The organism is Pseudomonas sp. BF-RE-22 (assembly GCF_019956155.1).
In the GTDB taxonomy this organism is placed as follows: domain Bacteria; phylum Pseudomonadota; class Gammaproteobacteria; order Pseudomonadales; family Pseudomonadaceae; genus Aquipseudomonas; species Aquipseudomonas migulae.
Genome location: NZ_JAHBDD010000017.1, coordinates 54644 through 79308, shown reverse-complemented (window position 1 = coordinate 79308; position 24665 = coordinate 54644). Strand labels below are relative to the sequence as shown.

General features: G+C 60.0%; 22 protein-coding genes, 4 tRNA genes and 1 pseudogene. 10 read left to right on the top strand and 17 right to left on the bottom strand.

Annotated elements, in window-relative coordinates; translation table 11 throughout:
• Positions 1–268 precede the first annotated feature (268 nt).
• From KGA82_RS11400 to KGA82_RS11385, 4 genes are all read right to left on the bottom strand, one after another.
• A complete protein-coding gene (locus tag KGA82_RS11400) occupies positions 269–1048 on the bottom strand; it encodes an ABC transporter permease (RefSeq protein WP_008032943.1) in 780 nt (259 codons plus the stop codon).
• Positions 1045–1977 (bottom strand): ABC transporter ATP-binding protein, encoded by a 933-nt coding sequence (locus KGA82_RS11395; RefSeq protein ID WP_008032944.1) that lies wholly within the window; start codon positions 1975–1977, stop codon positions 1045–1047. The genes KGA82_RS11400 and KGA82_RS11395 overlap by 4 nt, the downstream gene beginning before the upstream one ends.
• A 133-nt stretch (positions 1978–2110) precedes the next feature.
• Positions 2111–2734, bottom strand: coding sequence for a glutathione S-transferase family protein (locus KGA82_RS11390; RefSeq protein ID WP_223450378.1), 624 nt, complete (start codon positions 2732–2734; stop codon positions 2111–2113).
• A gap of 43 nt (positions 2735–2777) precedes the next feature.
• Complete coding sequence (locus tag KGA82_RS11385) at positions 2778–3437, bottom strand: transglutaminase-like domain-containing protein (protein ID WP_223450376.1); 660 nt, start codon at positions 3435–3437, stop codon at positions 2778–2780.
• Between the two features lie 249 nt (positions 3438–3686).
• On the opposite strand from KGA82_RS11385, the gene KGA82_RS11380 reads away from it, so the two are divergent.
• Both KGA82_RS11380 and KGA82_RS11375 read left to right on the top strand, forming a co-directional pair.
• Complete coding sequence (locus KGA82_RS11380) at positions 3687–6134, top strand: acyl-CoA dehydrogenase (RefSeq protein ID WP_223450375.1); 2448 nt, start codon at positions 3687–3689, stop codon at positions 6132–6134.
• Positions 6135–6208: 74 nt separating this feature from the next.
• Positions 6209–6616, top strand: coding sequence for a PA2817 family protein (locus KGA82_RS11375; RefSeq protein ID WP_008032949.1), 408 nt, complete (start codon positions 6209–6211; stop codon positions 6614–6616).
• A gap of 166 nt (positions 6617–6782) precedes the next feature.
• On the opposite strand, the gene KGA82_RS11370 is transcribed toward KGA82_RS11375, so the two are convergent.
• On the bottom strand, positions 6783–7781 hold the full coding sequence (locus KGA82_RS11370) for a LysR family transcriptional regulator (RefSeq protein ID WP_192227921.1): 999 nt from the start codon (positions 7779–7781) through the stop codon (positions 6783–6785).
• 91 nt (positions 7782–7872) lie between these two features.
• Between KGA82_RS11370 and KGA82_RS11365 the strand changes: the two genes are divergently transcribed.
• The 3 genes from KGA82_RS11365 (at position 7873) to KGA82_RS11355 (ending at position 10004) form a co-directional block, all read left to right on the top strand.
• Positions 7873–8499, top strand: coding sequence for an alanyl-tRNA editing protein (locus KGA82_RS11365; protein WP_223450374.1), 627 nt, complete (start codon positions 7873–7875; stop codon positions 8497–8499).
• 91 nt (positions 8500–8590) lie between these two features.
• Entirely contained in the window at positions 8591–9361 is a 771-nt protein-coding gene (locus tag KGA82_RS11360) for a 2OG-Fe(II) oxygenase (RefSeq protein WP_008032955.1), read from the top strand.
• Between the two features lies 1 nt (position 9362).
• Positions 9363–10004: a LysE family translocator gene (locus KGA82_RS11355; protein WP_008032957.1), complete on the top strand. Its 642-nt coding sequence runs from the start codon at positions 9363–9365 to the stop codon at positions 10002–10004.
• A gap of 114 nt (positions 10005–10118) precedes the next feature.
• Here KGA82_RS11355 and KGA82_RS11350 read toward each other — a convergent pair.
• The 4 genes from KGA82_RS11350 to KGA82_RS11335 all read right to left on the bottom strand — a co-directional run bounded on the left by KGA82_RS11350 (position 10119) and on the right by KGA82_RS11335 (position 10533).
• Positions 10119–10194: transfer RNA gene (locus KGA82_RS11350), tRNA-Gly, on the bottom strand.
• A gap of 3 nt (positions 10195–10197) precedes the next feature.
• Positions 10198–10273 (bottom strand) — tRNA-Glu (locus KGA82_RS11345).
• Between the two features lie 104 nt (positions 10274–10377).
• Positions 10378–10453: transfer RNA gene (locus KGA82_RS11340), tRNA-Gly, on the bottom strand.
• A gap of 4 nt (positions 10454–10457) precedes the next feature.
• Positions 10458–10533 (bottom strand) — tRNA-Glu (locus KGA82_RS11335).
• 393 nt (positions 10534–10926) lie between these two features.
• Between KGA82_RS11335 and KGA82_RS11330 the strand changes: the two genes are divergently transcribed.
• On the top strand, positions 10927–11685 hold the full coding sequence (locus KGA82_RS11330) for a hypothetical protein (protein WP_032832315.1): 759 nt from the start codon (positions 10927–10929) through the stop codon (positions 11683–11685).
• Positions 11686–12355: 670 nt separating this feature from the next.
• Here KGA82_RS11330 and KGA82_RS29480 read toward each other — a convergent pair.
• The 4 genes and pseudogenes from KGA82_RS29480 to KGA82_RS11315 form a co-directional block, all read right to left on the bottom strand.
• Positions 12356–13060, bottom strand: a complete 705-nt coding sequence (locus tag KGA82_RS29480; protein ID WP_404943265.1) for a methyl-accepting chemotaxis protein — start codon at positions 13058–13060, stop codon at positions 12356–12358.
• 204 nt (positions 13061–13264) lie between these two features.
• Positions 13265–13441, bottom strand: a pseudogene (locus KGA82_RS29475) (HAMP domain-containing protein); the annotation flags it as partial.
• Between the two features lie 987 nt (positions 13442–14428).
• Positions 14429–15811: a PLP-dependent aminotransferase family protein gene (locus KGA82_RS11320; protein ID WP_223450373.1), complete on the bottom strand. Its 1383-nt coding sequence runs from the start codon at positions 15809–15811 to the stop codon at positions 14429–14431.
• A gap of 181 nt (positions 15812–15992) precedes the next feature.
• A complete protein-coding gene (locus KGA82_RS11315; protein WP_008041586.1) occupies positions 15993–16754 on the bottom strand; it encodes an SDR family oxidoreductase in 762 nt (253 codons plus the stop codon).
• Between the two features lie 236 nt (positions 16755–16990).
• On the opposite strand from KGA82_RS11315, the gene KGA82_RS11310 reads away from it, so the two are divergent.
• On the top strand, positions 16991–17995 hold the full coding sequence (locus tag KGA82_RS11310; protein ID WP_223450372.1) for an NADP-dependent oxidoreductase: 1005 nt from the start codon (positions 16991–16993) through the stop codon (positions 17993–17995).
• 114 nt (positions 17996–18109) lie between these two features.
• Here the strand turns inward: KGA82_RS11310 and pyrF are convergent, their stop codons facing one another.
• Positions 18110–18808 (bottom strand): orotidine-5'-phosphate decarboxylase, encoded by a 699-nt coding sequence (gene pyrF / locus KGA82_RS11305; RefSeq protein ID WP_223450371.1) that lies wholly within the window; start codon positions 18806–18808, stop codon positions 18110–18112.
• 293 nt (positions 18809–19101) lie between these two features.
• Here pyrF and KGA82_RS11300 point away from each other — a divergent pair, with 293 nt between their 5' ends.
• The 3 genes from KGA82_RS11300 to xopAW all read left to right on the top strand — a co-directional run bounded on the left by KGA82_RS11300 (position 19102) and on the right by xopAW (position 21894).
• Complete coding sequence (locus KGA82_RS11300) at positions 19102–19860, top strand: response regulator (protein WP_223450370.1); 759 nt, start codon at positions 19102–19104, stop codon at positions 19858–19860.
• Positions 19860–20909: a sensor histidine kinase gene (locus KGA82_RS11295; protein ID WP_223450369.1), complete on the top strand. Its 1050-nt coding sequence runs from the start codon at positions 19860–19862 to the stop codon at positions 20907–20909. The genes KGA82_RS11300 and KGA82_RS11295 overlap by 1 nt, the downstream gene beginning before the upstream one ends.
• A gap of 136 nt (positions 20910–21045) precedes the next feature.
• Complete coding sequence (gene xopAW, locus KGA82_RS11290) at positions 21046–21894, top strand: XopAW family type III secretion system calcium-binding effector (protein ID WP_223450368.1); 849 nt, start codon at positions 21046–21048, stop codon at positions 21892–21894.
• Between the two features lie 136 nt (positions 21895–22030).
• Here the strand turns inward: xopAW and KGA82_RS11285 are convergent, their stop codons facing one another.
• The 3 genes from KGA82_RS11285 to KGA82_RS11275 form a co-directional block, all read right to left on the bottom strand.
• Positions 22031–23086 (bottom strand): AI-2E family transporter, encoded by a 1056-nt coding sequence (locus tag KGA82_RS11285; RefSeq protein WP_207286463.1) that lies wholly within the window; start codon positions 23084–23086, stop codon positions 22031–22033.
• A gap of 72 nt (positions 23087–23158) precedes the next feature.
• Entirely contained in the window at positions 23159–23965 is an 807-nt protein-coding gene (locus tag KGA82_RS11280; RefSeq protein WP_008029299.1) for a DUF4892 domain-containing protein, read from the bottom strand.
• A gap of 8 nt (positions 23966–23973) precedes the next feature.
• The gene (locus tag KGA82_RS11275) at positions 23974–24633 is read right to left on the bottom strand and encodes a glutathione S-transferase family protein (RefSeq protein WP_223450367.1); all 660 of its coding nucleotides are present in this window, start codon (positions 24631–24633) and stop codon (positions 23974–23976) included.
• Positions 24634–24665 lie beyond the last annotated feature (32 nt).

Sequence of the window (24665 nt, the reverse complement as noted above, 5' to 3'; positions counted from 1 at the left end):
TGTGGCGGTGGTCGCCCCCTCGAGAGGCCGAGCGCAGGTTCTGCGCAGTGGGCAACCCGGCATGGATGCCGGGTTAGCCGCGCACGGCCAAGGATGGCCGATCGCGGCGGGCCCACGGAGCAGGACCGGAGCGAGGGCATGCCGAGCCTAGGCGAGGCACCGAACGAAAGGGGCAAGAGCCCTTTGGTTACTTTGGGGCTTTTCCAAAGTGACTCGCCGTAAGGGCGAAACCAATATCAGCCACTACCGAAGCAACGGATATGTACCCTTAAGTCCGCATCCCGCGACCGCTAACCAACAACCGCGCACACCCGATATACAGAACAACCGTAGCCACCAGCATAAACGTAATCGCCACACTGATCCTGATGTCCGAAACACCCAAAATCCCGTACCGAAACGCATTGACCATATGCAAAACAGGGTTCGCCAACGACACCGTCTGCCAAAACGGCGGCAACAACGAGATCGAGTAAAACACCCCGCCCAGATAAGTCAGCGGCGTCAGCACAAACGTTGGAATGATCGAAATATCATCAAAGTTGCGCGCAAACACCGCGTTGATGAAACCCAGCAACGAGAAGATCGTCGCCGTCAGCACCACCACCAGAATAGTCACGCCCAGGTGATGCACCTGCAACTTGGTAAAGAACAGCGACAGCAACGTCACAATGAGCCCGACCATCAACCCGCGCAGCACACCGCCCAGGGTGTAGCCGATCAGAATCGTGTGCGGCGACACCGGCGACACCATCAGTTCCTCGATGGAACGCTGGAACTTGCTGCCGAAGAAACTCGACACCACGTTGCCGTAGGAGTTGGTGATCACCGACATCATGATCAGCCCCGGCACGATGTATTCCATATAGGTGAAACCACCCATGTCACCGATCTGCCGGCCGATCAGATTGCCGAAGATCACGAAGTACAAAACCATGGTGATCGCCGGCGGCAGCAGCGTCTGCGGCCAGATCCGGGTGAAGCGTTTGACCTCGCGATAAACGATGGTATTGAGCGCGACGAGATTGGGCTGCAGCTCGGAACTCATACCGCCACCTTCGACAGATTTTTCTCCACCAGGGACACGAACAACTCCTCGAGGCGATTGGTTTTGTTACGCAGGCTCAGCACTTCGATGTTCTGCTGCGCCAGTTGAGTGAACAGCGCGGTGATGCCCATGGACTTGTCGACCTGGACTTCAAGGGTATGGCCGTCGAGCAAACGGGTCGGGTAACCCAGCAACTGCGGCGCAACGCTCAGCATGTTTTTCGTGTCGAGCAGGAAGGTTTCCACATGCAGCTGGCCAAGCAGCTGTTTCATGCTGGTGTTCTCGACGATCGTGCCGTGGTCGATGATGCCGATGTTGCGGCACAACTGCTCAGCCTCCTCCAGATAGTGCGTGGTGAGGATGATGGTGATGCCTTTCTGGTTCAGCTCGGTGAGGAACGTCCACATCGAACGACGCAGCTCGATATCGACCCCCGCCGTCGGTTCGTCGAGGATCAGCAGACGCGGTTCGTGAACCAGCGCGCGAGCGATCATCAAGCGACGCTTCATGCCGCCGGACAACGAGCGCGACGGTACATCGCGTTTGTCCCACAAGCCGAGTTGGGTCAGGTATTGCTCGGCGCGCTCCTTGGCGATTTTCGGCGGGATGCCGTAATAACCGGCCTGGGTCACGACGATGTCGAAGGTTTTTTCGAACTGGTTGAAGTTGAATTCCTGGGGCACCACGCCGATGGAGCGCTTGAGCTGCGCAGGATTCTTGTCCAGGTCATTGCCGAAGATATTCACTGTGCCGCTGGTTTTGTTCACCAGGGTCGAGAGAATGCCGATGGTCGTGGATTTGCCGGCGCCGTTGGGGCCGAGCAAGGCGAAAAAGTCACCTTCGGCGACGTCCAGATCGATACCACTCAGGGCCTGGAAACCGTTGCCGTAGGTTTTGGTTAGCTGCCGGATGGACAGAGCGGAACTCATATCGGATTTACGCACCAAGAAGGGAAGAAAGGGATCAATAAGGGCGGGCGGCGAGCATTGCAACCGCGGCGCATGAGCGCAATGGTGCTTGTCGCCGCCACACAAGTACAGTCAAGTGTGTCGATAGTGAGTATTAAGTCAACGCGGTCATAACGGCTTTCTTGTACGCCGCACGCTGCTTCAGCCGTGCATACCAGGCCTCCAGATGTGGCTGCGGCGCACGCTCGATCGGCATCTCGAACCAGGCATAAATGAAGCTGCCGAGGGGAATGTCGCCCATGCCGATTTCATCGCCGGACAAGTACGGTTTGGCCGCCAGTGCCTGATCGGCCATTGCCAGCAAGCCATTGCACTCTTTGATTGCGGCGTTGATGGCGGGCCAGTCCTGCTGGTCTGCCGGTGTGCGCAAGACACCCCAGAACACGGTGCGGAACGGCCCGGCAAAACTTGAAGTGGCCCAGTCCATCCATTTGTCGGCAGTGGCGCGGGCTTTCAGGTCCGAGGGATACCAGGCGGTGTCGTTGGCGTGGCGAGCCATCAGGTAACGCACGATGGAGTTGGATTCCCACAGCACGAAGCCGTCGTCTTCAATCACAGGAACGCGACCGTTGGGATTCATCGCACGATACTCGGGCGTATCGACCACACCAAAGGCGCCGCCCGCATCGATGGCTTCATAGGCCAGGCCCAGTTCTTCGGCGGCCCACAAAGGTTTTCTGACATTCGACGAATTTTTCCGACCCCAGATCTTCAGCATGACCGCCTCTTGATTGATGAATGCGCAGGCAGCATACGCCGGATCAGCCGCGACTCAAATCGCTCTGCATGTCCCCCAACAGTGGCGGCAACTGTTCGCTGAACAAGTGCGGATAGCACTTTTCCAGGTGTTCGAAAAAGAACGCCTCCGGCACGTCGGTGAACTGACCGTGATCGATCAGGTACTCCATCAGTTGCTCGCCGTCACGATTGAACGGGTGGAAAACACTGTCGTTGATCCCGTCGAATTCCAGCGGCGCAACGTTGAACATTTCGCAGAGTTTCTGGTTGAACGCCGGCGTGGCTTTGACCCAGCGATCGTTCAGGTACAGCTCTGTATAACCATGCATGGCGAACACGTCACTCTTGAGCAATTCCAGCAAACGCGGGGTCGACAAGTGATTGCGCACATCCGCCAGACCGATCCGCGCGGGAATCCCGCAATGCCGCGCCGCACCGGCGAGCAGCGTGGCCTTGGGCACGCAATAACTCTCACCGGTCGCCAGCGCATAACTGCCGCGCAAGGTCTCTGGATCGCGGCTGAACGTGTAAGGGTTGTAACGCACGGCCTCGCGCACCGCGTAATAGAGATTGATCGCCTGCTCGAGCGGATCGCGGTTACTGCCGCGATGTTTTTCGGCGAACTCCACCACCGACGGGTGGTCACTATCGATGAAGCGGCCGGGACGCAGATACTCGTGCATGAGGACAATCTCCTGGGGAAGCCACGAGTCTAGCGACAGGTTCAGCACAGAGATAACGACGTTTCGGCCAAACATGGACGCTTTGCCGCCCGCCCGGCGAACGATTTGCCCGGCCCGATGCCAATCGGTCCTACAAAACTCATCGAAGGTTTCCCACGATTTCAATCACCTCGCTCTGACCACCCTGTTTTGCGGATGCCGTCTAAGCTCTGAAGGTTGGTTTTGCCCTGGTTTCACGGAGGATTAAATATGCTGCTGTTGTGGATACTGGTTCTGGTTGTCGGGATTGCGTATTTAGCCCACCGCCGTATCGCCCCGCTACCCGCCCTGTGCATCGTTGCCGTTTATGTGGTCGCGATGGGCGCCTTCAGCCGTGCGCCTGGCTGGCTGCTGCTGGTGCTCTGGGTATTGATCGCAGCGGTGGCGGCCCCCTTGTTGCTACCCGACCTGCGCCGCAAATACTTCAGCGCGCCGCTGTTCAACTGGTTCCAGAAAACCCTGCCGCCGATGTCGGAAACCGAGCGCGATGCCATCGACGCCGGCACGGTGTGGTGGGACGGCGAACTGTTCAGCGGCCGCCCGGACTGGGACAAACTGCTGTCCTATCCCAAAGCTCAACTGACCGAAGAGGAACAAGCCTTCATCGACGGCCCGACCGATGAGCTGTGCGCGATGGTCACGGACTGGCAGATCGGCCAGGACATGGACCTGCCGGCCGCAGCCTGGACCCACATCAAGGAAAACGGTTTCTTCGCGCTGATCATTCCCAAGGAATACGGCGGCAAGGGTTTTTCTGCCTACGCCCACTCCCAGGTGGCCATGAAACTGGCGACCCGCAGCGGCGACCTCGCCTCCACTGTGATGGTCCCCAACTCCCTCGGCCCGGCTGAATTGTTGCTGCATTACGGCACCGATGAACAACGCAACCATTACCTGCCACGACTGGCGCGTGGCGATGACATCCCGTGCTTCGCCTTGACCGGACCATTGGCCGGCTCCGATGCCGGCTCGATGCCCGACACCGGGGTCATCTGCAAAGGTGAATGGGAAGGCAAGGAAACCCTCGGCCTGCGCCTGAACTGGGAAAAGCGCTACATCACCCTCGGCCCGGTCGCCACCCTCCTCGGCCTGGCCTTCAAGGCGTATGACCCGGATCACTTGCTGGGCGATGAAGTGGATCTGGGCATCAGCCTCGCGCTGGTCCCGACCGACACCGCCGGTGTCGAGATCGGCCGTCGTCACTTGCCATTGGGTGCCGCCTTCATGAACGGCCCGAACTCCGGCAAGGACGTGTTCATTCCGCTGGACTTCCTCATCGGAGGCCAGGACATGCTGGGTAAAGGCTGGATGATGCTGATGAACTGCCTGTCGGTCGGGCGCTCGATTTCGTTGCCTGCGGTCGGCACCGGCGCGGCGAAGTTCACCAGCCTGGTGACCGGTCAATACGCGCAGATTCGTGAACAGTTCAACGTACCGTTGTCGGCGTTTGAAGGTATTCAGGAAGCCATGGCGCGCATCGGCGGCAACGCCTGGATGATGGATGCGGCGCGGATGCTCACCGCCAACGCGGTGGACCTCGGCGAGAAACCGTCGGTGCTGTCGGCGATTCTCAAGTACCACCTTACCGAACGTGGTCGCGAGTGCATCAGCCACGCCATGGATGTGCATGGCGGCAAGGCGATCATCATGGGGCCGAACAATTACCTCGGGCGCAACTGGAATGGCGCGCCGATCTTCATCACCGTCGAGGGCGCGAACATTCTCTCGCGCAACTTGATGATCTTCGGCCAGGGGGCGATTCGCTGCCATCCATTCGTCCTGAAAGAAATGGCTCTCGCCGGGCGTGAAGACAAGGATCAGGCCCTCACCGAATTCGATGGCCTACTGCTCAAGCACATCGGTTTTGCCGTGAGCAACGCTGCCAGCACGCTGGTGCTGAACCTTGGTTTCGGTCAATTCGAACATGCACCGGGAGACAAGCTAAGCCAGGGGTACTTCCGTGCGCTCAACCGTCAGGCGGCTGCGTTCGCCCTGCTCGCGGACCTGAGCATGATGTTGCTGGGCGGCGAACTGAAACGTCGCGAACGTCTGTCGGCACGCCTGGGGGATGTGCTCAGCAACCTGTACCTGGCCTCCGCCGCGCTCAAGCGTTACCACGATCTCGACTCACCGGAACACATGGCGCCGCTGTTTACCTGGGCCATGGAAGAAAGCCTTGGTCAGTCGGAACGCGCGCTGGATGAATTGCTGACCAACTTCCCGAACAAGGTTTTGGGCTGCCTGTTGCGGGTGATTGTGTTCCCGCTCGGTCGCCGTCACAAAGGGCCTTCGGACAAACTCGGTGCAGAAGTGGCCGCGGTGATTGGCCGGGCCAAGGGCGATCCAACGCTCGAAGAATTGCTCGGTGGCTGCTTCCGTCCGCAGTCGGCCGATGACGCCGTCGGTGCACTGCAACACGCGTGCGACCTGTTGAACGCGGTGCAGCCGGTGCAGAAAAAACTCCACATGGCGCTCAAAAGCGGTCAGGTCAAACCGGTCGCCGGGGAAAACGTTATCGAAGCCGCGCTGGAGGCTGGCGTGTTGCAGCCGGTGGAAGCGCACAACCTGCGCAATGCCGAAGTGGCGAGGCGCAAGGTGATCGATGTCGATGATTTCGACAAAGAAGAGCTGAAGCTGGCCGAAGGAAAGGTCCGCTGATCCTGCTTGCGATGTAAAAAAGGGCGCAGGAGCTTTATACTCCCGCGCCCGTTTTGCTCTTGAGGACTTATCTCGTGTCCAACATCGTTGCCGATCATCTCGTTTTGCTCGACCACCTGCGCAGTATCCTGGTCGCCGTGGGTGAGGCCGATCAGGTTCCCGAAGAAAGCCATGCCTTGTTCCTGGAGCGCTTCGACGAACTGCGTGCGTTGCTGCCGGTCGACCCGATCGAAAGCCAATACCTGGGCCAGGACATCCTGTGCCAGGTGATCACCCGTTACCCGCAAATCGCTCACCTGGTCCCGCGTGACCTGTTGTGGTATTTCGCCGGTGACTGCCTGCACTACATGCCCGACGATGAAATCGACTTGTATCAGGCGCTGGAAGAACGTCGCTTCGAAGCTGAACAGAACGACGAACCGTTCGACTGGAATCAGGAAAAGCAGTTGCTGGCGATGTCGAACGACGACAGCAAGCACTGATCCCCGGTCAGAAATGCAAAAGGCCCGCATGGTTGAACATGCGGGCCTTTTTTTGTGGCATTGCGCAGTGATGTGGTGTCTGGGCGGACGCCTTCGCGAGCAAGCCTCGCTCCTACAGGTCCGGCACAAAAACCGTAGGAGCGAGGCTTGCCCGCGAAGAGGCCCGTCAGAGCAACCCATCACTTTCGGGCAATTCGTACTCCGCCGCGACCTTTCCCAACACACCGGGTTTACCCGGCTTGCTCAACGTCGGCTCCTTCCCAAGACATTCCACCAGATAGTCGATCAACACCCGCAGCTTGGGCGGCATATAACGGGTCGGCGAATGCAGCAACCACGCCCCGCCGTGGTACGACGCCAGAAACGTCCAGTCCGGCAACACCTGCACAATCAAGCCCTGCTCCAGCGCATAACGCGCGGTGAAGTACGGCAAACTGCCAATCCCGATGTGCTGCAACACCGCGCCCAGTCGCACACCGGTGTGATTGGCGGCATAACGCCCACGCACACCGACGGTGACGGCCTTGGTGCCTTTCTTGAATTTCCAGCGCGCATCACTCGGGGTCTCGCCCAGGTAGATGCAACTGTGGTTGAGCAAGTCATGGGGATGGGTCGGCGTGCCGTGCTCGGCCAGGTACTGCGGGGTGGCGCAGAGCAAATGGTCGATGGTCAGCAACTGCCGCCCGACCAGCCCGGCAGGCGGCCGATCAGTGATACGAATCGCCAGATCGACGTTGTCGTCGATCAAGTCCACCTGACGGTCTTCGAGTAACAGTTCCACATCCACTTTGGGATAACGCCGCAGAAATTCCGGCATATGCGGGTGAATCACGAATCGTCCTACGGCTTTGGGCACGCTGACTCGCACCAGCCCTTCCGCTTCATGGGTGAACTGACCGCTGATTTCCATCACCGACTTGGCTGCGCTGACCATCTCCTGGCAACGTTTGAATACTTCCTCGCCTCCGTCGCTCAGCCGCAGTTTGCGCGTGGTGCGTTGCAACAGGCGCGTGGCGAGTGCCTTCTCCAGACGCGAGATGCTGCGACTGACCGCCGACGGTGAAGAACCCAGCTGACGCGCCGCTTCGGAGAAGCTGCCGGTCTCGACAACCTTGACGAATATCGCCATTTCACCGAGCAACGGCAGAGGAAGATTTATGCTCACAGCGCAACAGTCCTTTGATGTTTGAACGGATTATCACGCAATTCCACGCTTCATATAATAAAAAACAAAATTTTTAATGAGGACATGGAATATGACGCTTCGCCTCTTTTTCCATAGTGATGACCTCAAGGCTAACGTGGAAGTCCTCGATTGCACCCCGCACGAGAACGAATTCGCCGTGGTGCTACGCGCCACACTGTTCCAACCTCAGGGCGGTGGACAACCCTTTGACACCGGCTGGATCGGCGAAAGCCAGGTACTGCGCGTGGTCCAGGACCCGGACCGGATCATCCATTTCGTCGACCGCCCCGTCCCTCTCGGCATGACCCAGATTCGCATCGATGAGCAACGTCGCCAGTTCAACGCACGGATGCATTCCGCCGGCCATCTGATCGGTCATTTCGTCCAGGCCATGGGCTGGATGCCGATCAAGGCGCATCACTGGCCGGGCGAGGGACGCGTGCAGTTCAAACCGGTGGATTGCGCGCAGGAGATTGACGCCCGGACCATCGAGTCCGGCATAGAACAATGGATCGCCCACGACCTGCCGCGCCTGACATCGTTGCGCGAAGGCGCCCGGGAAATCGGTTTCGGTGAACTGCCCGCCTATGGCTGCGGCGGCACCCATGTACGTAGCCTGAAGGAATTGGGCACGGTCACGATCGCTTCCGTTTCGCAGAAGAAAGGAACGCTGTCAGTCCACTACAGCGTGGACTGAGCATTTGGACGATGCCGATTCCGGCATCGCCTGGCGCCGGGGGGCCTGCATTCGCGGGCTCCGTTGACTATCCGATAGATGGACCTGAACCATGATGCTTGACGTCGAGCGTCTCGATGAGACGTGCATAAAAAAACTGGCCAACGAAGAAGTCCTCGCCATCCGGGTTAAAAGCTTCCTGGCCCCACCGCTGGCGATTCAGATCGGCGACAAGATTCTCGAGCCCGGTTTCGAAGGCTATATCAACGCACCGAGCATCGGTCGTATCGGCATGGCGTTTTATGAGGCTGAAAACCAGCCACTGCTGATCGAAGACTATTTCGAACGCGCCACGCGCAACATCGCGGAACTGCGCAACCGTTGCGCGCCCTACTCGTCCCCGGTCGACACCCTGCGCTGCATGCTCGATGAGTCCTGGCCGGCGGGTGCGCATCTGGAAAACCTCTACGGCCGCAAGATGTATGTCGGCTTGTCCCGAGTGGTGAAACCCGGCGTGTGTTTTCTGGCCCACCACGACATCTTCGCCAAGGACGCTCCCGACAGTTACCAGGCCAGAAGCCTCGATGCGCAGTTCGCCTGCAATGTTTACCTGAACATGCCCACCGAAGGCGGCGCGCTGCAGATGTGGGACCACGACATTTCTCCCGACCAGTTCGACGAAATGCGTGGCGACAGTTACGGCATCGATCCGGCGTTGCTCGGCACTCCAATCCTGGAGGTCCTTCCGCAACCTGGTGATTTCATCATGTTCAATTCGCGCTGCATGCACTCGGTGACACCGGGCGTGGCCGATCCGCGCCTGAGCCTTTCTTTCTTTGTCGGCTATCGCGGCAATGCTTCACCCCTTACTTTCTGGAGTTGAGATGCAGTTTTCGAATTACCTGGGCGAATTCCTGGCGCTGGCGACAATTCACTTTCTGGCCGTGGTCGCCCCCGGACCGGACTTTGCGGTCACCATCCGCCAGAGCGTGCGTTTCGGTCGGTGGGTAGGCATCTGTACGGCGCTGGGTATCGGCGCAGGCATTTCCGTGCACGTGCTTTACACCCTGCTTGGCGTCGGCGCGCTGATGCACACCACGCCCTGGCTGCTGACCGTGGCCAAGGTGATCGGCGGTGCCTACATTTTGTACCTGGGTGTGAGCCTGTTGCGCAGCAAGCCCAAATCCGCACTGGAAGGTGATAAAGAAGCCGACGAGCCGGTCGTCGAACAAACGCTGCTGAAGGCGTTCACCACCGGGTTTCTGACCAACGCGACCAATCCCAAGGCCACGCTGTTTTTCCTGGCGATCTTCACCACCCTCATCAGTGCCACGACCCCGCTGAACATCCAGGCGCTTTACGGCCTCTGGATGTGTTTCGTGAACGCACTGTGGTTTGTCATCGTTGCCCTGTTCTTCTCCAGCAGCCGGGTGCGCGTGCTGTTCATGCGCATGGGGCATTGGTTCGAACGCACCATGGGGGTGATTCTGATCCTGTTCGCCGGGCGCCTGATTCTGTCGATGTAAAAACCCGCCCACGCAAAAGGCCCGCTCAGTCTGACTGGCGGGCCTTTTTTTTGGCTTGGATATAAATTTTGCACAAACAAAAACGCCGCTCAATGAGCGGCGTTTTTGTGAATTTGGAGCGGGAAACGAGACTCGAACTCGCGACCCCGACCTTGGCAAGGTCGTGCTCTACCAACTGAGCTATTCCCGCAAATGGCGTCCCCTAGGGGACTCGAACCCCTGTTACCGCCGTGAAAGGGCGGTGTCCTAGGCCACTAGACGAAGGGGACACGCTGCCCGGAACACATGGTGTGTGTTTCGGTGCCCAGACCCGCATCCGAAGACTTGGTTCTGGTTTCACTCAGCCCTGCCCGAAAGCAACGCTGTTTAAAATTGGAGCGGGAAACGAGACTCGAACTCGCGACCCCGACCTTGGCAAGGTCGTGCTCTACCAACTGAGCTATTCCCGCATATTGGCGTCCCCTAGGGGACTCGAACCCCTGTTACCGCCGTGAAAGGGCGGTGTCCTAGGCCACTAGACGAAGGGGACACACGTACAACATTCACTCCCTACCGCGTTTCGCTGTGTGCTTTACGCTGTAAGTGGCGCGCATTCTATGGATGGATTGAGGGGTCGTCAACCCCCAGATATAAATTTATTTAAATCAATGACTTCGCCCTGCTTTAAGCAGCGAATGCGGCTTTTTGCTCGCCCTGTGTTTGACGCCTATATTCTGACACCCGCCAAGACGTTATAGTCCACCCACGCAACAGATGATGGCAATGTGCACCAAGCACACTATTACTTATATAAGCAGGTTTGCGGTCGATACAGGCATAAGCCTGTTCGTTTCAACCCGTCGAGCGGCCCTATGCGCTCCCCTGCCAAGCCACTACACTCGCACGCGAATCCCATAAAGAGGTCTTACCGGTGACACCACTCATGATCACCCTGCTAGTCGTAGCCGGGATCGCACTATTGATCGCCATTGGGTACATGAACCATGTGGTGGAAAACAACAAACTGGAAAAGGCCCGCACCAAGGTTGAGCTCAACGACCGCCTGCGTCGCTGTGGCGAAATTACCGAAACGTTCCCTGGCCAGCTGATGACTCCGGCTCTCAAGCTGTTGTTGACTCGCCTGGAACTGAACGTCTGCCAGCGCCTGTTGAATCTGGAAAAATCCAGCGCCAACCTCAAGGTGCGGATCAGCGAACTGAACACCCTTGTCGCGCAGGGCGAATCGATCCCGGTCAACAACCCGCCGGCACCGATCCAGACCGAAGCCAAGGCCAAGGATGTACGCTTCCTGCTCGAGGCCCTGCACGGGCAGATCACCCGCGCGGCACAGGACGGTTTCCTGCCAACCAACGAAGCCAAACGCTGGATCCGCGAAGTTCGCCACATCCTGGTTCTGTTGCACATCGAATTCTTCAACAACCTCGGCCAGCACGCCCTGCAACAAAACCAGCCTGGCCAGGCTCGCCTGGCGTTCGAACGTGGTGTGCAATACCTGCGCAAACAACAGGAACCTCAGGTCTACGCCGAACAACTCGAATACCTGGAAAAGCTCCTGGCCCGTGCGAATGCACAAGTCATGGACAAAACTGCGCCGGCTGAAGGCGAAGTGAACCAATTGACCGAAGGCCTCAAAGACGTCGAGGCGGATGCGGACTGGAAGAAGAGAGTGATTTACGACTGATCACGCAAAGATGAAGAGCCACCGACAAGGTGGCTTTTTTTTGCGTTGGGTTTTAGCGGCGGGTACATCCGGGGAAGATTGGGCGGCTGTCAGGCCGTCATCGTCGGAACGCCGCCCGCAGCAAGCCGGCTCCTACACGGGATTGGGTTCACACGGTTTGAAATTGTAGGAGCTGGCTTGCCAGCGATGGACGCCAACGATAACGCGGTCTGTCTGGATGAACGCGTTGTCCGGACGTTTTTCGCGGGCAAGCCTCGCTCCTACAGGGAATCACGTACGCTTTCGCTTTTCACCACTCATCAGGCCGAGCGTTAGCTCGCCTTGCGCTTTTGATTTTGATCTGCCCGCCCCTTCGGGAGGCTGAGTGGAGGTTCTGCGCAGTGGGCAACCCGGCATGGATGCCGGGTTAGCCGCGCACGGCCAGGGATGGCCGATCGCGGCGGGCCCACGGAGCAGGACCGGAGCGAGGGAACGCCGAGCCTTAGCGAGGGGCCGGACGCCGGGGCGAGACCTTTTGGTTCCTTTTGGGGCGTTTGCCAAAAGGGACTCGCCGTAAGGGCGAAACCGTGAGCGGCCGTTACACCACGAATGGATATGTACACCAACAAGAGATAGGTCGGCTGTCAGGCCGCCATCGCCGGCAAGCCGGCTCCTACAAGGGCCAGACCTGTCAGAGCCGGAAATGCCCGACCATCCCCTTCAACTCAACCCCCAACTGCGCCAACTCGATACTCGACGCCGCATTCCCCTGCATCGCCAACGAAGACTGATCCGCACTCGCACGAATACTGGTCACACTGCGATTGATCTCCTCAGCCACAGAACTCTGCTCCTCGGCAGCCGCTGCAATCTGCTGGTTCATCTGCTGAATCAACGACACCGCCGCAGCAATACTGCCCAAGGCACTTTCGGTCTGAAGCGCATCACTGACCGCCAGTTTCACCAACTCGCCACTGCTCTGAATCTGATGCACCGACGACTGCGCCGCCGAACGCAAGGCACTGACCAGACGTTCAATCTCCTCGGTCGATTGCTGAGTCCGCTTCGCCAAGGCCCGCACTTCATCGGCAACCACCGCAAACCCCCTGCCCTGCTCGCCGGCCCGTGCCGCCTCGATGGCCGCGTTCAGCGCCAACAGGTTGGTCTGCTCAGCCACACTCTTGATCACGCTGAGCACCGTGCCGATATTCTGGATCTCCGCACTCAGGCTCTCGATGCTGGAACTGGCCGAAGACGCCGAGTCGGCCAGCTGCTCGATCCGCGCCATGCTCTGGCGCACCACCACCTGGCCACTTTCGACCTTGTCGTCCGCCGTCTGCGCAGCCTGGGCAGCTTCTTCCGCGTTACGTGCAACATCGTGCACGGTGGCGGTCATCTGGTTCATTGCAGTTGCGACCTGCTCGGTTTCTTCTTTCTGACTGCTGACTTCAAGATTGGTCTGTTCGGTCACCGCCGACAGCGATTGCGCGGAACTGGCCAACTGCTCGATACCCGCCTGCAAACCGCTGACAATGCTGCTGAGCCCCGCGCCCATTTGCTGCATGGCCTGCATCAGTTGGCCGATCTCGTCCCGGCGGGTCACTTCAACCGTCGCACTCAAATCACCCGCGGCAATCTGCTGAGCCACACGGATCACACTGCGCAACGGCCCCACGATCAATCGGGTAATCACCCACGCCGCGATCAGCCCGACCAGCAAGGCCAGGGCCGATGAACCGATAATCAGCAGCGAATTCTTTTTCAGCTCGGCCTGCATCGACTGGTCTTCGGCAACATAGGCCTGATCCACCCGCTCCACCACCTGCGCGGCGCGCTGATGCAGCTGTTCATAGACGGTTTTTTCCTGGGCCAGCAGGCCGGTGTACTCGGCAAGTTTTTCGCTGAAACCGCCAATGTGCCCGACCACCTCATTGAGGACCGTCTGATAGCCCTCGTCCTTGACCGTGGTTTTCAACTGCTCGGCCTGAGCCAGCGCCTGGTCGGCCTGCTCGATCTTGCCTTGGCTGGCACTGTCATCGCCCTTGCGGCTCTGGTCCAGACGCACGCGCGCCTCGTTCATGGCTTGCAACATCAGCCGCGATACCTGGCTGACCTGATTGGCCTGTTCGATGAACTGGCTACCGTCCTTGCCCTCGGAGTCCTTCAAGGTATAAGCGCCATCGTCGGCGAGACCGGCCTGCAACACATCAAGGTTGTTGGCCACGCTGGACACCGACCAACTGGCCATTTCCAGCGCCAGGTCCTTGGCCTGACTCAGCGAGACAAATTCGTCAAACGCCTTGCGGTAAGCTCCCAGCGATTGCTCGACGTCGTTCATCACCGGAACGTTGGCCGGTGATTGCGCCTTGAGCTGGTTCGCCAGGACGACCAGGCCTTCAACGCCCTCATGCAACGCAGTGACGATTTTCGGGTTGCCGTGCAAGGCGTATTCCTGCTCAAGCAACCGCACCTTGAGCAGGCCACTGTTGAGCGACGACATCTGTTTGAGCCCGTCGAAGCGCTGGCTGATGGTTTGCAGGGACCATACGCCGATGGCCGCCACCAGGGCTGTCAACAGCAGCACCAGCAGAAACCCGACACCCAGTTTTTTTGCCATACCGAGGTTGGCAAAACGTCCTTGCACGGCCGAAATCATTGCACTTAGTCCCCTGACATAGTCTGTTAACGCAGATTCGCAACGGGCCTGTGTCAACACAAGTCTCTGGCGTCGGAATAATGGCAAAAAGCTACGCCAACGTCGTTTTCAGAACGCTTGAGGTCGATTCAAAGCGGTGGCCTGAAAAAACGCCCGGGCTCGCGGATCACAGGCATAGGCCACATTGATACGCTGCCAGTCACCGGCCTCGCCGGCAGGACTGAAGGCTGTCGCGCAAGACAGCAGGACACCGTGGCGTCGAGCCTGAATCCGCAGGTGAGCGTAGTCGGACTTGCGCGATCGCGCCCAGATGAACAGGCCCCCGACGGGTTTGCCGAAGACCTCCCACTCGGCGTCTTCCAGCATCTGCAATGCGGCCTCTCGGTCACCGCTCAGACGCTGCCGCAGGCGCAGCACCAACTTGCGATAGGCACCGCTCGCCAACAGGCAGGCCAGCACCGACTCGCAAAACCCGGAAGTACCCAGGCTGCTGATCCTCTTGACCTCGGCCAGCCTCGATATGACATCCGCGCCAGCCACTACAAAGCCGACCCGCAACGAACTGCTGAGAATCTTGGAATAGCTGCCGAGGTAAATCACGTTGTCATCGGTCTCCAGGGCAGCGAGCCGCACGCCCGGGCCACTGTGCAAATCCGCGTAGACATCGTCTTCGATCACCAGCGTGCCATGGGTTTTCGCCAGTTGCAGGACCCGCTCCGCCACCGCCGGCGCCAGGCTGCTGCCCGTCGGGTTGTGATAGAAGCTGTTGATGAACAATGCCCGGGGCTTGTTCTCCCGCAGCAGTACCGTGAGCGCTTCGATGTCCGGCCCGCGCGGCGTGCGCGGTACCTCGAGCATGTTGACACCGCGCAGCCTGAGCAACTCGAACAGCAAGGAATAACCGGGGCTTTCCACCACCACGCAATCACCCGGCTTGAGCAAGGTGCGCACGATCAGGTCAAGTCCCTGACTGGCGCCCGCCGTTGTCATGATTCGACTTTCTTCTGCGGCGATATCCAGCAGCCTCAGGCGCTTGAGGATTTGCTGACGCAACGCCCGCAAACCCAACGGCGTGCTGTAGTTGAACAGCGCAGCCATGTCCGTGCGACTGACCTCACGGATCGCGTAGCTCAGGTCGTCGGTCTCACGCCAGCTTTCGGGAAGCCCGCCACTCCCCAGCGGCAGCTCACCCTCCCTGCTGCGTGAATTAGCCTCTGTACCTTCTAACCACGGCGAGTCCGCAGCGACCAACGCCGGGGTTGCGACGACGAACCCCGCGCCATGACGTGGCGCCAGCATGCCTTGGGCCACCAGCCGCTCACAGGCCTCAACGACGCTGGTCTGACTGAGCAAGTTGACCCGTGCGATTTGCCGCGCAGAAGGCAAACGCGTCCCAGCCTCTATTTCGCTCTGACGCAGCCAGCAAGCCAGTGCGTCGACGATTTGCTGTACGACCGGCACCATTGCCTGTCGATCGATTCTCAATTCCATGAGCAAGCAAACTCCTGTTTGTTTCGCGGAAAACAGTTAATCACAGCAACGCGGGATGGGCTGTGCGACAACGCCGCCAAAACTCACGGATCTAACCATTTGAAACACATTGCCCGAGCCATTGCGCAGGCAAAAAAAACCCGCACACGTGGCGGGTTTTCTTGCGGTGCATGGCCCGGCTTCAGAACGCCGTGACGCCACCGTCCACCGCCAGCGAATGACCGGTGGTGAACGCGGCACCGTCGCTGCACAGGTACAGCACGGCACTGGCGATTTCTTCGACCTTGCCGATGCGACCCACCGGGTGCATGGCGCTGGCGAACTCGCCCTTCTTCGGATCCGCTTCATAGGCGCGGCGGAACATGTCGGTATCGATCACCGCCGGGCACACCGCGTTCACGCGAATCTTTTTCTTGGCGTATTCGATTGCCGCCGATTTGGTCAGGCCGATCACCGCGTGCTTCGACGCCGCATAGATGCTCATCTTCGGCGCGGCACCGAGGCCAGCCACCGACGCCGTGTTGACGATCGCGCCACCGCCCTGAGCCAGCAACAATGGCAGCTGATACTTCATGCACAGCCAGACGCCTTTGACGTTGACGCCCATGATCGCGTCGAATTCGTCGACCGTGCCTTCGGCCAGTTTGCCTTTCTCGATTTCAATGCCCGCGTTATTGAAGGCGTAGTCGAGACGGCCGTAAGTATTCACCACTTCGTCCATCAGATTTTTTACATCGCTTTCCAGGGTGACGTTGCAACGCACGAAGGTCGCTTCGCCGCCCGCCGTACGAATCAGCGCCACGGTGCCTTCACCGCCTGCGGTGTCCATGTCGGCCACCACCACTTTCAACCCTTCGGCGGCGAACGCTTGGGCGGTCGCGCGGCCGATACCATTGGCGGCGCCCGTGACTACAGCGACCTGGCCGGAAAACGTCATGCTCATTGTGATGCCCTCGAAGTGAAGAATGTGCAGGTTAGCGTGCGACCAGTCTAGCCACAGGCACGACCCGCGCGGCAGCACTATCAGAAGCCCGGTTAAGCGACCATGAGTTGCAGTGATAAAACCACCGGACCGACTATCACTGCACTGGATCGATGTGCATTCGCCGCATCAGCCAAACTTGCGGGGTCGTCCATGAAGGTCTATCAACAAGTCTTCATTCATCTTGAGTGCCTGTCATGACTACCCAGACCAATCGCCAGTTCCTGCTCGCCAAACGTCCGGTGGGCGCGGCGACCCGCGAGACATTTTCCTATCAGCAAGTCCCGGTCGGCGAACCGGCCACGGGTCAGATCCTGGTCAAAAACGAATACCTGTCCCTGGACCCGGCCATGCGTGGCTGGATGAACGAGGGCAAGTCCTACATCCCGCCAGTCGGTATCGGCGAAGTCATGCGCGCACTGGGCGTAGGCAAAGTCGTGGCGTCCAGCCATCCGGGGTTTGCGGTCGGGGACTACGTCAACGGCGCCCTGGGTGTGCAGGATTACTTCCTCGGCGAGCCGCGCGGCTTCTATAAAGTCGATCCAAAACTGGCACCGCTGCCACGTTACTTGTCCGCGCTGGGCATGACCGGGATGACGGCCTACTTCGCCCTGCTCGATGTCGGCGCACCGAAGGAAGGTGACACCGTAGTGCTGTCGGGTGCTGCGGGTGCGGTGGGCAGCATTGCCGGGCAGATCGCCAAGATCAAAGGCTGCCGCGTGATCGGCATCGCGGGTGGCGCGGACAAGTGCAAGTTCCTGATCGACGAACTGGGTTTTGACGGTGCCATCGATTACAAGAGCGAAGACGTCGTCGCCGGCCTCAAGCGCGAATGCCCGAAAGGTGTGGACGTGTATTTCGATAACGTCGGCGGCGATATTCTCGACGCCGTGCTGAGCCGTCTCAACCTGAAGGCACGGGTGGTGATCTGCGGCGCCATCAGCCAGTACAACAACAAGGAAGCGGTCAAAGGGCCGGCCAACTATTTGTCGCTGCTGGTTAACCGCGCACGCATGGAAGGCTTTGTGGTGATGGACTACGCCGCGCAGTTCGCAGCGGCCGGGCAGGAAATGGCCGGGTGGATGGCCAAGGGGCAGCTCAAGAGCAAGGAAGACATTGTCGAAGGGCTGGAGACGTTCCCGGAGACGCTGATGAAGTTATTCAGCGGCGAGAATTTCGGCAAGTTGGTGTTGAAGGTATAAAAAGCTTCGCGGGCAAGCCTCGCTCCTACAGGTATCACGTCGTGCACGTACTTCGCGAACGACACTGACCTGTAGGAGCGAGGCTTGCCCGCGAATGGTTTTAGCAGGCGCCGCTTAAGCGATTTCGGCTACGACGTCAGCCAATGCCTTGGCCGGATCCGCCGCCTGGCTGATCGGACGGCCGATCACCAGGTAATCGGAACCGGCATCCAGTGCCTGACGCGGCGTCAGAATGCGGCGCTGATCGTCCTGGGCGCTGCCCGCCGGACGAATCCCCGGAGTCACCAGTTGCAACGACGGGTGAGCCGATTTCAAGGCCTGGGCTTCCAGCGCCGAGCACACCAGACCGTCCATCCCGGCTTTTTCCGCCAGCGCAGCCAGGCGCAACACTTGCTCCTGCGGTTCGATGTCCAGACCGATGCCGGCCAGATCTTCACGCTCCATGCTGGTCAGCACGGTCACGCCAATCAGCAGCGGTTTCGGGCCGGTACGCTGATCGAGCACTTCACGGCAAGCCGCCATCATGCGCAGACCACCGGAGCAGTGCACGTTGACCATCCACACGCCCATTTCCGCCGCGGCTTTTACCGCCATGGCGGTGGTGTTCGGGATGTCGTGGAACTTGAGGTCCAGGAACACTTCGAAACCCTTGTCGCGCAAGGTGCCGACGATTTCCGACGCGCAGCTGGTGAACAGTTCCTTGCCGACTTTGACCCGGCACAGTTTCGGGTCCAACTGGTCGGCCAGCTTCAGTGCGGCGTCACGGGCGGGGAAATCCAGGGCGACGATGATAGGAGTCTGGCAGACGGACATGTGCGGGCTCTCAGGCAGGACGAAATCGGCGCGCATTGTAGCGGAACCAGCGCGGCTGCGGGACCCGATGATCGGTAAATCGTCGTCGGCGCTCAGCCAAGCCTAGCCCTTTCGCCGATTGTGTCGAGACCGATACACTCACGACACGCCCACAACACCCTTCCCCGCTACCCTCGGCAGCCGCAACACGTCCTTACAGCACTTCCCGCCTCCGGGCCGGACGCCTATGCTGAAGCCACAACCTCGCAGCCCATCTTTGTGGTTGGCAGCCTACCTGGCAGATGAACGCACGCATGCACAACACCCACGCACCTGTGAACGACGATCAAAAAGCGCCCGGCGATGACAAACGCTGGAGCATTCGCGCCCTGATCGTCGACGATGACGTCCCGATCCGCGAACTGATGATCGACTACCTGGCCCGCTTCAACATCCACGCCAGCGGCGTCACCGATGGCGCGGCCATGCGCCTGGCGCTGCAAGCGGAGCATTTCGACGTGGTGGTGCTCGACCTGATGCTGCCCGGCGAAGACGGTCTGTCGCTGTGCCGCTGGTTGCGCGCCGAATCGGACATTCCGATCCTGATGCTCACCGCGCGTTGCGAACCCACCGACCGGATCATCGGCCTGGAACTGGGCGCCGACGATTACATGGCCAAACCGTTCGAACCACGGGAGCTGGTCGCACGGATTCAGACCATTCTGCGTCGGGTGCGCGACGATCGCACCGAACAGCGTGCGAATATTCGCTTCGATAGCTGGCGCCTGAACAGCGTGCTGCGCCAGTTGATCGCGGCGGATGGCCTGGTGGTGCCGCTGTCCAACGCCGAGTTCCGCTTGCTCTGGGTGTTCATCGAACGTCCGCGCCGGGTGCTCAGCCGTGAACAATTGCTGGATGCGGCGCGCGGTCGTTCGATAGAAGCCTTTGATCGCAGCATCGACCTGCTGGTTTCGCGTCTGCGCCAGAAACTCGGGGACGACCCGAAAGCCCCACAGTTGATCAAAACCGTTCGCGGCGAGGGTTACCTGTTCGATGCACGAGACATCGGCTGATGCGTGCGCGCTTCGATACGCTGTTCGGTCGCCTGTTTGGCGTGCTGCTGGTGGCGATCATCCTGGCGCATCTGCTGGCGTTTGCCTGGTTTCATCATTACGGCCCACCTCCGCCGCCGCCCCCGCCCGAGTTCGCCCAAGGCTTCGACGGACCACGCCCGCCACCGGACCCGCGTTTCGAAAACCGGCCACCACGGCCATGGTTCGGCGGGCCGCTGGTGCCACTTACCTTCCAGCTGATTTCGCTGATCATCGCCGCCTGGTACGGCGCCAAACTGTTGAGTCGGCCGATCCAGCGCCTGAGCGACGCCGCCGAGCGCCTGAGCGAGAACCTCGACAGCCCGCCGCTGGATGAGTCCGGCCCACGGGAGGCCCGGCAAGCAGCCTACACCTTCAACCTGATGCAAAAACGAATCATCGAACAGATGCAGCAGCGTTCGCGAATGCTCGGCGCGGTGTCCCACGACCTGCGCACGCCGCTGTCACGCCTCAAGCTGCGGCTGGAACAGATCGACGACGACAAGCTGCAAGGCCAGATGCGCCAGGATCTGGACGACATGATCAGCATGCTCGACGCCACCCTCACCTATCTGCACGAGCAGCGCACCAGTGAGGCACCGCAGTGGATGGACGTGCAGGCGCTGGTCGAATCCTTGAGTGAAAACGCCCAGGACCAGGGCTCCGATGTCCAGGCCAGCGGCCATTGCGCACCGTTGCAAGTGCAGCCGATGGCGTTGCGCTCGTGCATCAACAATCTGCTGGATAACGCACTGCGTTATGCCGGGCAGGCGCAGATCGTGCTTGAGGACAATCGCGAACACCTGGTGATCCGGGTCATCGACCATGGGCCGGGGATTGCGGCAGATAAACGTGAAGCGGTGTTTGAACCGTTCTTCCGCCTGGAAGGTTCGCGCAACCGCAACTCCGGCGGTGTCGGTCTGGGCATGACCATTGCCCGTGAGGCGGCTGAACGATTGGGTGGGCAATTGAATCTGGAAGAAACGCCTGGTGGCGGTTTGACCGCCGTTATCTGGTTGCCCCGCACCTGAGCCCCACAGGTTCTGAGCCTGACCCGAGACCTGTGTGTACCAATCGGTACAAACCCCACATACCCACGACAACTTGCTCCTTGAGGCTGCATAAGCCGGTGCACCCACCGGTTTTCCATTCCAGGGAGTGAGCCCAATGATCGGTAGCGTCAGCAACTACACGAGCTATACCAGCACCAGCAGCACCACAACCAGCAATGCTCGCAGCCAGCAATTCCAGAAAGAACTGCTCGCCAGGCTCGACACCAACAGCGACGGTTCGGTGGATCAGGACGAGCTCACCAGCGCTCTGTCACAGAAAACCGAGGACGGCCTGCTGGTCAGCCTGAGCAAGAACTTCGCCGATCTGGACAGTGACGACAGTGGCAGCCTGAGCAGCGAAGAAATGGCTGCAATGGCACCACCGCCACCACCACCGCGTGATCAGGCACCGAACACCGAACTGGCCGACGCGCTGATCAGCGCACTGGACACCGACAGTGACGGCGCCATCAGCAGCGATGAGCTGAGCAGCGGCCTGACCAGCGCCGGCAGCAGTGCCGACAGCACAGAGATTTTTTCGGCGCTGGATAAAAACGAAGACGGCGTCGTCAGCAAGGACGAACTCGCCGCCAGCCTCGCCCCGCCGCCGCCACCTCCGCAACAGGTGTCCAGTGACGAATTGTTCAGCCAACTCGACGCGGACAGCGACGGCAGTGTCAGCGCCGGCGAATTGAGCAGTGCGTTGCAGGCCAGCAGCACTTCAACCACCAGCAGCGACACCAGCGCCGCGTTGCTCAAGGTGCTGGACAGCGACAGCAGTGGCGGCGTCAGCAGCGACGAATTGGAAGCCGCGTTGCAGGCCGGTCGCGAGAAAAACAGCAACAGCGCCACCGATCAGGCGAACGTGACTGAAGCGCTGAACAAAATGATCGCCAACCTGAGCAAGCAGTACTCGCTCGACAAGGTGGCGACGGTAGGCAAGTACCTGAACGTTACAAGCTAATTGTAGGAGCCGGCTTGCTGCGGGCGGCGTTCCGACGATGGCATCACCGCGGTGTTTCAGGTGAGCCGCGGTGATGCCATCGTCGGAACGCCGCCCGCAGCAAGCCGGCTCCTACACATTGATCGTGGTCGGCCATTTACGGCCGGCGATCTTCCACCCGCGCCTGACTCTTGCTCCAGTCGGTCAACAGGCTGTACGCCACGGCCAGCAACGTCGGTCCGATAAACAGGCCGATGAACCCGAACGCAATCAACCCGCCAAACACGCCCAACAGCACGATCACCAACGGCAAATTGCCGCCACGACTGATCAGGTAAGGCTTGAGCACGTTGTCGACCCCACTGATGATGAACGTCCCCCACATTCCAAGGAACACCGCCATCCCGTATTCGCCCTTCCAGGCGAGCCACGCCGTGGCCGGAATCCACACCAGCGGTGGCCCCATGGGAATCAGGCTCAGCAAGAAGGTGACAATGCCCAGTACCAGCGCCCCCGGCACCCCGGCAATCAGGAAGCCGATCAGCGCCAGCACCGCTTGCGCCGCCGCAGTCCCGATCACGCCGTTCACCACCCGTTGCACCGTACCCGCCACCAGTTCGATGTAATAACCGGCGCGGTCACCGATCAACCGTTGCAGCAGCCCATGGACAAACGCCGCCAAACGCGGCCCGTCCCGGTAGAAAAAGAACACGAACACAATGCTGAGTGTCAGCTCGAGAATGCCGCCGCCAATCTGTGCACTACGCGCCAGCAACCAGTTGCCGACCTGCCCCAGATAAGGTTTGAGCGACACCATCATCGCCGCGCCCTGCTGATCGATGCTGTTCCAGATCACCACCAGACGCGCGCCTACCAAAGGAATACTGCCCAGCCATGCCGGCGCCTCGGGCAGGCCATCCATCTGCACGTCCTTGATAAACGCCGTGGCATCACGCACATGGTCCGCGAGGTTGAAACCCAGCCACACCAGCGGCACCGCCACCAGCAACATCCAGCCGAGGGTCAGCAATGCCGCCGCCAGGGATTCTCGGCCATTGAGCCAACGGGTCAGCAAGCGCATCAGCGGCCAACTGGCGAACGCAAGCACCGCGCCCCAGAACATGGCCGACCAGAACGGCGCCATCACCCAGAAGCTCGCACCAAACAGCACCAGCAGCAGGATCTGCACCAACAGTCGATCGTTATTGATCATCCACGTCTCGAAAAAATGTCAGTCAGCCAATAAGAGTAGGCGAACGCGGCAAGCACGTCCGCCTGCCACAGCTTATCGCAACAGTTCGATGTGCAGGCCAGAGCCTTCGACGCTGCCGGTTTCCATCCTGGCCGTACGCACACCCTGGCCGATCAGGGCCTGGCGCCAGGCTTCGGCCTTCGGCCCGGACACACTGACCCGCAACGTGGTGTCCAGGTTCAGCCCACGGGAGATCAGGCGCAGCCAGGTATCGTCAGGGTCGCCGGTCAGCTTGGGGAAATCGAGCTCGCCGGTGCTCTTGAGTTCTCGAAGCAAGGTGGCGGAAGTCGGCAGCAAATCGCCCAGCGGTGCTGCGGCGTCGAACTGCTCGACGTGCAAATAGGCTTTGCGATTGCCGCGAGTGATGCTGTAAAGCGCCACCAGGGTGTTGTCCCGCGGCGCCGCCAGACGCAACAACAGGTAGGCCTGCTGATCGTCGGCCCCATAGAGCTTGGCATTGCCGAAGACCTCATTGGCCCACAGGCTGCTCTCGCCGCAATCACGGGCCTGGCACCAGAACAGCAACTGGGCGTCCTGCTTCTGCAAGGCTTCGCGAGCCGCCGTGAAGGCTTCGGTGGAGGAATGCTCCGCAGGCAGTTCGTAGGTCACCGACGTGGTTTGGCCGCGGGCGCTGACCTGACCGTCGAAGCGCAACTGCCCGCTGATCTTGCGGATCGAGCCCAGCGGGTAGATCCGTTCGAGTTCAGCGGTAGGGCGATAGTCGACGATCTGCGAATCGGCCAGGCGCGGCACGATCGGCAGGTCCTGACTGCCCGGCACATCGGCGGCAAACAGCGAAGGACTGAAACAACACAGCATTAGCAGACTGAGTGATCGCATGGACAGGCTCATCGGATCAGCATGGCCTGGGCACCCTTGACGACACTGGCGTCGTCGATGCGCTCGGGCACCAGCAAACCGCGCTGCACCGCCGGACGCGCCGCCATCGTCGCCATCCAGCGTTGCAAGGCCGACAAGCCGTCCACTGCCACACCGGACCACTCGTGACCACGGACCCACGGATAGGTCGCGATGTCGGCAATGCTGCATTCGTCCGCCAGAAACTCTACGTCTTGCAGGCGCGTGTCGAGCACTTCATACAGGCGTCGGGTTTCATGCTGATAACGGTCGATGGCGCCCTGGAGCTTTTCCGGAAAGTAACGGAAAAACACGTTGGCCTGGCCCTGCATCGGACCGATTCCACCCATCTGGAACATCAGCCACTGCAGCACCACCGAGCGCCCCTTCGGGTCCTTGGGCAACAGCTTGCCGCTCAGTTCTGCCAGATAAATCAGGATGGCGCCGGATTCGAACACGGCAAAATCGCCGTTGGCGCGATCGACAATCGCCGGGATCCGGCCATTGGGGTTGATCTTGAGGAAGTCCGCGGACTTCTGTTCCTTTTTGTCGAAACTCAGGGCGTGCACCGTGTAGGGCAGGCCGAGTTCCTCGAGCACGATAGAGACCTTGTGGCCATTCGGGGTCGCAGCGGTGTAGAGATCTATCATGGTTGTCTCCCATTTCAACCCGCCCAGCCTCG